Origin of the sequence: Saezia sanguinis (assembly GCF_003991585.1) — a bacterium.
GTDB classification, from domain to species: Bacteria; Pseudomonadota; Gammaproteobacteria; order Burkholderiales; family Burkholderiaceae_C; genus Saezia; species Saezia sanguinis.
The window spans coordinates 1-250 of the sequence record NZ_PQSP01000157.1; the positions used below are offsets into that span (position 1 = coordinate 1).

Consider the following 250-nt stretch of genomic DNA (forward strand, 5'->3'; position numbering starts at 1 on the left):
CGCCCAGCGCGCTGGTGGAATCGCAGCATTTATTGATGCTGAGCATGCCTTCGATGCTGAATATGCCAAGAAGCTCGGCGTTGATATTGACGCGCTTCTCGTCTCTCAACCAGATACCGGTGAGCAGGCGCTTGAGATTGCCGACATGTTGGTCCGTTCGGGAGCGCTTGATTTAATCGTTGTCGACTCTGTGGCTGCTCTCGTTCCTCGCGCTGAAATTGAAGGCGAAATGGGAGATTCGCATATGGGT

Annotated in this window: 1 pseudogene; it reads left to right on the plus strand. The window is 53.6% G+C overall.

The features are described from left to right. Positions 1-250: pseudogene (locus tag CUZ56_RS15325) on the plus strand (intein-containing recombinase RecA); the annotation flags it as partial.